The sequence below is a fragment of the Actinocrinis sp. genome, assembly GCF_035650855.1.
GTDB lineage: Bacteria > Actinomycetota > Actinomycetes > Streptomycetales > Catenulisporaceae > Actinocrinis.
The window spans coordinates 1-8274 of sequence record NZ_DASRGV010000198.1 but is presented as its reverse complement, the minus strand read 5'-3'; the positions used below and the strand labels follow the sequence as shown (position 1 = coordinate 8274).

General features: G+C 69.6%; 8 protein-coding genes. 6 read left to right on the top strand and 2 right to left on the bottom strand.

From position 1 onward, the window contains the following. A partial coding sequence (locus VFB40_RS14475) for an EF-hand domain-containing protein (protein ID WP_324850902.1) occupies positions 1–513 on the top strand: 513 nt, incomplete at its 5' end. Positions 514–746: 233 nt separating this feature from the next. Here VFB40_RS14475 and VFB40_RS14470 read toward each other — a convergent pair. Further along, positions 747–2582, bottom strand: coding sequence for a helix-hairpin-helix domain-containing protein (locus tag VFB40_RS14470; RefSeq protein WP_324850900.1), 1836 nt, complete (start codon positions 2580–2582; stop codon positions 747–749). A gap of 6 nt (positions 2583–2588) precedes the next feature. Next, positions 2589–3563: an aldo/keto reductase gene (locus tag VFB40_RS14465; RefSeq protein WP_324842944.1), complete on the bottom strand. Its 975-nt coding sequence runs from the start codon at positions 3561–3563 to the stop codon at positions 2589–2591. Between the two features lie 169 nt (positions 3564–3732). On the opposite strand from VFB40_RS14465, the gene VFB40_RS14460 reads away from it, so the two are divergent. The 5 genes from VFB40_RS14460 to mshC all read left to right on the top strand — a co-directional run. Beyond that, complete coding sequence (locus VFB40_RS14460; RefSeq protein ID WP_324850898.1) at positions 3733–4785, top strand: LLM class F420-dependent oxidoreductase; 1053 nt, start codon at positions 3733–3735, stop codon at positions 4783–4785. Positions 4786–4889: 104 nt separating this feature from the next. Beyond that, entirely contained in the window at positions 4890–5594 is a 705-nt protein-coding gene (locus tag VFB40_RS14455; RefSeq protein WP_324850895.1) for an Rv2135c family putative phosphatase, read from the top strand. Between the two features lie 141 nt (positions 5595–5735). Next, on the top strand, positions 5736–6311 hold the full coding sequence (locus tag VFB40_RS14450) for an Rv2134c family protein (protein ID WP_324842941.1): 576 nt from the start codon (positions 5736–5738) through the stop codon (positions 6309–6311). Then, on the top strand, positions 6308–7096 hold the full coding sequence (locus VFB40_RS14445; protein WP_324850893.1) for an Rv2133c family protein: 789 nt from the start codon (positions 6308–6310) through the stop codon (positions 7094–7096). The genes VFB40_RS14450 and VFB40_RS14445 overlap by 4 nt, the downstream gene beginning before the upstream one ends. A gap of 91 nt (positions 7097–7187) precedes the next feature. Then, the coding region (gene mshC, locus VFB40_RS14440) for a cysteine--1-D-myo-inosityl 2-amino-2-deoxy-alpha-D-glucopyranoside ligase (RefSeq protein ID WP_324850891.1) at positions 7188–8274 on the top strand (1087 nt) is incomplete at its 3' end.

Here is an 8274-nt window from a genome sequence, read left to right as displayed (position 1 = left end):
TGGCGCCAAATGCATCTGCCGCACCTGCCCGCAGGGTCGCGTGGGCTGACCCGCGATGAGTTCGTCCGGTCCAATCTGGCGCTGGCCGACGGTTCCCCGGCCGACCGCGAGGCCATCCTCGGTGCGCTCGCTGACACGTTCTTCTGCCTCGCGGACGCCGACGGCGACGGGAGGGTCAACCGTGAGGAGTTCTGGGCCTTCCAGCACGGCCACTTCCCCGAGTTGACGCGCGCCGTGCTCGCCGAGGCCTTCGACCACCTGGACACCGACCGCGACGGCTACCTCTCCCGCCAGCAGTTCACCAGCTCGATCGTGGAGTACTGGACTAGTCGGGACCCGGACGCCCCGGGCAACTGGTGGCTCGGCCGCCCCGCCTATATGAGCGCGGGCACGAGTGGAGCTACGAGTACGGGGCCGGGTGCGGGGCCGGGCGTCGGCGAGCCGAGCGATCGCGCGAACGTTCGAGACCGGCGGTCACATTCGACCCCGCTGGACGCCCCCGTCACGTCCTGATCCGGCCGCGTCGGACGACCCCGTCACGTCCTGATCCGACCGTGCTGGACAACCCCGTCACCCTCCTGCTCCAGACGCCCCGTTCGCTTCGTTAACTGGCCTGGTCGGACGCCCTCCGGCCAGATCCCGGTGAGTCTGCACGGACTGTCGATTCAGCCGACTTCATGGCAAGTCCGCCGCATGCCCGCACCGCCTGCACTTCACGATTAACGCCCTGCGAGCCGCGGCCGCCGTCAATCCCGCAGCGCGTGCTTGAGCCGCGTACGACGCGCACGGTCCGGGATCTTCTCCACCGCGTCGGCCAGTGCACGCCCCGCTCCGTGCACCACTGTCAGGTGCTGCGTGGCCAGCGTTATCGCACCAAGCGCCAACGCCCGGGTCAGCTTTGGCGCAGAGTCCCCGTCGAACACCGCGACCACCGCCGGCCATCGCCCACCCTGCGCCTCGGCAACGGTCAGCGCCCACGCCTGTCGCAGAGCCCGCACTTGCGCCGCAGCGACCGTGCCCGCGGACTCGCTGCCCACACCATGCGGCGCATCCCACTCGATCGTCAGGCCCTCGGCATCCGCCGCGCGGACCGTCCCGGTCTCGCCGCCGTACAGCCCGCGCTCGGGCAGCGGCGTGGTCACCACCACCCGGTCACCGGCATCGAAACCGCCGCACACGCCCGGACCCGAGTTGAAGCGCGCCTTCAGTGCCGCGTTCAACGCCACCGCTCCAGCCGGGGAGTCGGCGTCCACCGCGACCACCTGGACCTGATGCCCACTCAGCCCGAAGGCGCGCGGGATCGAGTCCGCGGCCACCTGGACCGCGCGGTGCACCGCCTCTCCCGCCTCGCGCACCGGCACGATCACTACTTCCTTTGACGTGCCGTCCGGGCCTTGCAGCAGTTCCTGCGGCGGCAGCCCGCCGTGACGTACCGCATCGGTGAGGGCGCTGAGCGGACCGGTCGGCCGCTGCTTCAGCTCCACTCGCGGCAGCCGCCCGCCGAAACCCGGATCCTCGGTCTCCAGCAGATCGCGGAAGAACAGTCCAGGGCCCGTTGACTGCAGCGTCACCGGGTCGCCGGCCAGCACCACGTGCGCGCCATCCCGGGTCGCCTCGAGCAGTGCCGCCCCGGCTTCCAGCCCGAGCAGCTGGGCATCCGCGATCACCAGCACGTCGGCCGCGGCGACCCGCGCCGGATCCTCCGCCAGCGCACGCGCGTCGACCGGATCAGCCCCCGCCTCGACGAGGGTTCGCAGCCCGGCGGCGGAAGGACTGGCCAGCACCGCCGAGGAGAAGGACTCGCCGAGATCGGCCACCCGCTGCGCGCTCGCACCGGTCACCAAGGTCAATCCGTGCTCGACCACCGCGGCGATCAGCGCGTCGACCGACTCCGAACCCTGCTTCGACTCGACCGCCTCCGGAGTGGCCGCCAGCCGTTGCGCCGCCTCCGCCGCGGCCTGCTCGGCGAAGGCCCAGCGCTCGACCGCCAGCAGCGTGTGACCGCTGGTCAGCATCGAGACCGGATCGTCGTCGTCCTCGGCGTCCAGCCGCTCGAAGTCCTCGATCTCCTCCTCGTCGGCGTCCTCGGACAGCGACACCGGCTCCGCGAACGCGAGTGCGGCACCGTTCTCGATGGCGTCGGCGATGGCGCCTGTCGCGTCCGTGACGCCGAGCTTGCCCAGCGCCTCGGCCACGGTGTCGGCGCCCTGCACCGTGTGCCCGCCCACCGCGGCGGCCCGCCGCAGCAGCCAGGGGATCAGCGCTCGGGTACGCCGCGGGTCGTCCGGCTGCGCGTTCTCCACCACGGTCCGGGCCAGCGCGTCAGCCGCCGACGGGGCGATCCCGGGCACCTCGAGCACACCCCAGGGATCGGCTGCGATCTGCTCGGTCGCGTCGTCACCGAGAGCGTCGACGATCCGTACGATCATCGCCTCGGGTGCGCCCGCGGCGGAAAGCCAGGCCGTCAGCCGACCAGGCTCGCCCGCAGCCGGAGCCGCAGTCGCAGCCGCAGCCGCAGCCGCAGTGCCCGCCGCAACCGCGCCCTTCCGCTCCGATTCGGCCTGCCGGCCCCCCTCGTCCATCGCGCCCTACCCTCTGTTCCAACCGTGGTCCGGATATCCGAGCTGCGGCGCCGACACGTCGTCCAACGCCTCGCGGATCGTCTGAGGCAGCGTCAGCTCTTCCGCCGCCAACGCCCCGCGCAGCTGCGCCGCGGTGCGCGCGCCCACGATCGGCGCGGTCACCCCGGGCCGATCGCGTACCCAGGCCAGCGCGACTTCCACCGGCGCGACTCCGAGCCCGTCCGAGGCCGTGGCCACCGCGTCGACGATCCGGCGCGCGGGCCCGTCCAGGTAAGGCTCGACGAAGCCGCCGTACCGATCCGACGCCCCTCGCGAATCCGAGGGAATCCCGGTCCGGTACTTGCCGGTCAGCACGCCCCGCCCGAGCGGCGACCAGGGCAGCAGACCGATCCCGAGCGCGAACGCCGCCGGGGCGACCTCCCGCTCCACGCCGCGTTGCAGCAGCGAGTACTCCATCTGCACCGAGGCCAGCTGCGCCCGCCCCGGCACGGCCCGCTGCCACGAGGCCGCGGCCGCCAGCTGCCAACCAGAGTAGTTGGAGACACCGACATATCTGGCCTTGCCCGAGGCGACCGCCGCATCCAGAGCCGAAAGCGTCTCCTCGATCGGGGTGTGATCGTCATACGCGTGCAGCTGCCAGAGGTCCACGTAGTCCGTGCCCAGACGCGTCAACGACGCGTCCAACGCGGACAGCAGATGCCCCCGCGAGGCATCGAAGCGGCGCGGGCTGTGCGGCACCGAAACCGCCTTGGTAGCGATGACCACGTCCGAGCGGATGCCCTCGATCAGCCGCCCGAGTAGCGCCTCTGACTCCCCGTCCGCGTAGACGTCCGCCGTGTCCACGAGTGTGCCCCCGGCGTCGAGGAAGGCTTTGAGCTGATCGCTCGCGTCCGCCTCATCCGTATCCCTGCCCCAGGTCATCGTCCCCAGACCCAGGCGCGACACGCGCAGCCCGGTCCGCCCCAGATGTCGCTGCTCCATAGCTGTGAATGTAGTGGCTGAGGCCGCTCCGCCGCTGGCCCCTCACCTGTTCGGCTGTGGACAATCCGGGGCCCATCGCCCGTTCGGCGGCACGCTCCTGCGCGGCTCGACGAGCTTGTTACTGGCGGGTAGGGTAAGCGGCGACACCGGTCAAAGATGCGGAGCGGCGATGAAGCTGGGCGTGAACCTCGGATACTGGGGCGCTGGAAACGACGCCGACAACCTGGCCCTCGCCCGCGAGGCCGACCAGCTCGGCTACGCGGTCTGCTGGACCGCCGAGGCCTACGGATCCGACGCCGCCACGATCCTGGCCTGGGTCGCCGCGCAGACTGAGCGCATCGACATCGGCTCGGCCGTCTTCCAGATCCCCGCCCGCACCCCGGCGATGACCGCGATGACCGCCGCGACGCTCGACTCGCTCTCCAACGGCCGCTTCCGCCTCGGCCTCGGCGTCTCCGGCCCGCAGGTCTCGGAAGGCTGGCACGGCGTCGCGTTCAAGGCCCCGCTCGGACGCACCCGCGAGTACGTCGACATCGTCAACCTCGCCCTCAGCCGCAAGCGCGTCTCCTACGACGGCGAGCACTTCAAGCTCCCGCTGCCCGGCGGCCCCGGCAAGAAGCTCCAGCTGACCGTCCATCCGATCCGCGAGCACATCCCGATCTACCTGGCCGCGGTCGGCCCGAAGAATCTCGAACTGGCCGGCCGCATCGCCGACGGCTGGCTGGCCGTGTTCTTCTCGCCGCAGTACGCCGGCGAGCAACTGGCCGCGATCGAATCAGGACGCAAGCAGGTCGGCAAGGACCTGACCGGCTTCGACGTGGTGCCTACCGTGCCCGTGGTGGTCGACGACGACCTGGAGCGCGCGGCCGAGCAGATCCGCTGGTATGCGGCCCTGTACATCGGCGGAATGGGCAGCCGCGAGCAGAACTTCTACAACCAACTCGCCTGCCGCATGGGCTTCGCGGACGAGGCGGCGCGCGTGCAAGAGCTATACCTGGCCCGAGAGCACCGCAACGCAGCCGAAGCCGTGCCTCTCGAGTTCATTGACGCCACCAGTCTGATCGGCACGCCGGAACGCATCGCTGAGCGCATGAAGGCTTACGCAACAGCCGGCGTCACAACGCTGAGCGTCACGCCCTTCGCAGCCACAATCGATGAGCGCCTTGAAGCCCTTCGTGTGTCCCTCGACGCGCTTCGTGCGGCTGGGCTTGAAGAGTCGTAGTTCGAAGCTAACAGCGACGGTGCGGTAGACGTACGCGCGGCATTTAGTCGAACGCCGGTTGAACCCGATTCGAGGTGAGATCTACCGGCGAGTACGTTGGAGCGATGACAACTGTCCTGTTGATCCGGCACGGCCGCACGACCGCGAACGCATCGGGGGTGCTGGCCGGCCGGACCCCAGGGATCGAGCTGGACGAGCGCGGCCGTGGCCAGGCCGAAGCCCTCGCCACGCGACTGGCGGCCGTACCGCTCGCCGCGGTAGTAAGCAGCCCGCTTGAGCGTACGCATCAAACCGCCGAGGCACTGATGGCGAACCGCTCCGGCGTTCCGCTGCACCTCGATGCAGAACTCACCGAATGCGACTACGGGCATTGGTCCGGCCGCGACCTGAAGACCTTGGCCAAAGAACCGCTCTGGAAGACCGTCCAGGCGCATCCCGCCGCCGCGGTCTTTCCCGGCGGGGAAGCGATGGCCGCGATGGCCGCGCGCGCAGTTACCGCAATCCGTCGCTGGAATGCACAGCTCGGCGAGCACGCCACCTATGCGGTAGTCAGCCACGGCGACATCATCAAGGCCATTGCGGCTGACGCGCTCGGCATGCACCTGGACCTGTTCCAACGCCTTCAGGTGGACCCCTGCTCGGTGACGGTCATTCGGTACACCGCCACGCGCCCGTTCGTCCTCCGGCTTAACGACACCGGAGGAGACGTCGCCGCCCTCATCCCGCCTAAACGACGCTCCAGGCGTACCTCTTCGCGCTCGTTGTCTGCTGATAGCGATGCCGTCGTGGGCGGCGGTGCAGGCTCCTGACGAGACCGCGTAGGCTCGGACTCGACGTGATGCGGCGACACGAAACGATTCGCTTTACGCGGCGACTTCGACTTCGTGGCGCGCAGTGAAATTGAGACGCAGCGAAATGAGACACAGGGCAGTGAGAGGGAGGCTGACACCGTGCCGAGGCATCTGTTCGTGTACGACCCGCCGGAGCGGTTCGTAGCCGGCACTGTGGGCGAGCCCGGCTCCCGTTCCTTCTTTCTGCAGGCCCGCTCCGGTCCCCGGGTCACCTCGGTCGGCCTGGAGAAGGAGCAGGTGGCCCTGCTGGCCGAGCGGCTGGAGGAACTGCTCGACGAGATCGTGCGGCGCACCGGGGGCAGCACCAGCGTGCCCGCCGCCGTGCCCGCGGACCTCACCGACAACGAACCGCTCGACCAGCCGATCCTGGAGGAGTTCCGGGTCGGCTCGCTGGCCCTGGCCTGGGATGAGCCGCACTCTCGCATCGTGATCGAGGCCGGAGCCATCACCGAGGACGAGAACCCGGCCGAGCCGCTGTCTGACGATCAGACGGCAGAGGCGCCGGACGTGCTGCGTGTCCGGCTCACCGGCGGCCAGGCCCGAGCCTTCGCCGCCCGAGCCCAGGCCGTGGTCGCCGCCGGGCGCCCGCCCTGCCCGCTCTGCGAGCTGCCGCTGGATCCCGAGGGGCACGTGTGCCCGCGCCAAAACGGCTACCGGCGCCGGATGGCGGCGTGACCGACGCGCTGCGTGAGGGCGTGCTGAAAGTCGAAGGCCGGCTCACCGACGCCTCGAACGCCACCCTCTACTGCGTAGCCGTCCTCGGCGAAGGGGACGAGCAGGCCAACGTCACCTGCGTGTACAAGCCGATCGCGGGGGAGAGCCCGCTGTGGGACTTTCCCGAGGGCACCCTCGCCGCGCGAGAAGTCGCCGCGTACGAGGTCAGCTGCGCTCTCGGCTGGGATCTGGTTCCGGAGACGGTGCTGCGCGACGGCCCGTACGGTTTGGGCATGTGTCAGCGCTGGATCGACACCGAGGACGAAACGCGCCTGCTCGCCATCCTGCCGACAACCGTCGAGCAAAGTGCGTTAGACGGCTGGTGCCCGATCATCACCGTCGGACTCGATGACGACGAGCAAGGAATCCTCGCTCACCAGGACAGCGAGGCGCTGCGCCGTATCGCGCTTTTCGATGCGGTAATCAACAACGCCGACCGCAAAGGCGGCCACCTGCTGCCCGACGCCAACGGTCACATCTACGCGATCGACCACGGCGTCTCATTCCACGTTGAGGACAAGCTGCGAACGCTCCTGTGGGGCTTCGCGGGCCGCTCGCTGAACGAATCGGAAACGACCGAACTCAAGCGGATACACGCGGATTCCTCGCTCACGGAACGCCTCGTCACGCTGCTCAGCGAGCCGGAAGCCACGGCCTTCCACGCGCGCATTGAGGCATTGCTCGCGGCAGGTCGGTTCCCCGGTCCCGAAGGTCGCCGGCGGCCGATCCCGTGGCCGCTTGTTTGAGCCGTGCGTCGGCCGCGCGGGCTCCAGGCAGATAATCGGCTGGTCGGATGCGGCTCGCTCTTGATCGCGGCCTGACCGTAGAGTGGAACGTATGGATGCCTGGCCGACGAACAACCCGCCGACCCTGCCCGGACGCGGCGATTCCCTCCGCCTTTACGACACGTCGACCGGTGAGCTCGTCCCTACCCCGGCGAACAGCGCGGAGAGTGGCAGCCCGGCCCGCATCTACGTATGTGGAATCACGCCCTACGACGCCACCCACATCGGTCACGCCGCGACGTACACCGCGTTCGACCTAGTGCAGCGAGTGTGGCGCGACGCAGGGCACGAAGTGCAGTACGTCCAGAACGTCACCGACATCGATGACCCGCTGCTGGAGCGCGCTAACAAGAACGGCGCCGACTGGCAGGTGCTCGCACTACGGGAAACGGCGCTCTTCCGCGAGGACATGACCGCGCTGCGTATCCTGCCGCCTTACCGGTACATCGGTGCGGTAGAGGCGATCCCGCTCGTTGTGGAACTTGTCGAGCAGCTTCTGGAGAACGGGGCGGCGTACCGCGTCGACGATGACGTGTACTTCGACGTGCACAGAGATCCCGGCTTCGGCTCTGTGTCAGGGCTCGATCCCGCACTCCAGGAGAAGGTCTTCGCCGAGCGTGGCGGGGACCCGGACCGGCCCGGCAAGCGGCATCCGCTGGACTGCCTGCTGTGGCTCGCGGCGCGGCCAGGCGAGCCCTCCTGGCAGACTTCACTCGGCGCCGGTCGCCCCGGCTGGCATATCGAATGCGCGGCGATCGCCCTGAAATACCTGGGCAGCGGCATCGATGTGCAAGGCGGCGGTTCCGACCTCGCCTTCCCGCACCACGAGATGGGCGCAGCCGAGGCCCAAGCGGTAACCGGCGAGCGACCCTTCGCCAAGGTCTACGCGCACGCCGGCATGGTCGCGCTGGACGGCGAGAAGATGTCGAAGTCCAAGGGCAACCTGGTCTTCGTTTCCAAGCTGCGCGCCGCCGGCCATGAGCCGATGGCGATCCGGCTGGCGATCCTCGCGCACCACTATCGCGCGGACTGGGAGTGGTTCCCCGCCGACCTGCAAGCCGCGGAGCAGCGTCTGGCGAAGTGGCGCGCCGCGGTGTCGCGGCCGGATGCGCCGTCGGCCGACGTTCTGCTCGCGAAGC

Coding starts and splice junctions, on each gene's coding strand:
- VFB40_RS14465 (WP_324842944.1), bottom strand. CDS start 3,563: ATGGAGCAGCGACATCTGGGGCGGACCGGGCTGCGCGTGTCGCGCCTG.
- VFB40_RS14460 (WP_324850898.1), top strand. CDS start 3,733: ATGAAGCTGGGCGTGAACCTCGGATACTGGGGCGCTGGAAACGACGCC.
- VFB40_RS14455 (WP_324850895.1), top strand. CDS start 4,890: ATGACAACTGTCCTGTTGATCCGGCACGGCCGCACGACCGCGAACGCA.
- VFB40_RS14470 (WP_324850900.1), bottom strand. CDS start 2,582: ATGGACGAGGGGGGCCGGCAGGCCGAATCGGAGCGGAAGGGCGCGGTT.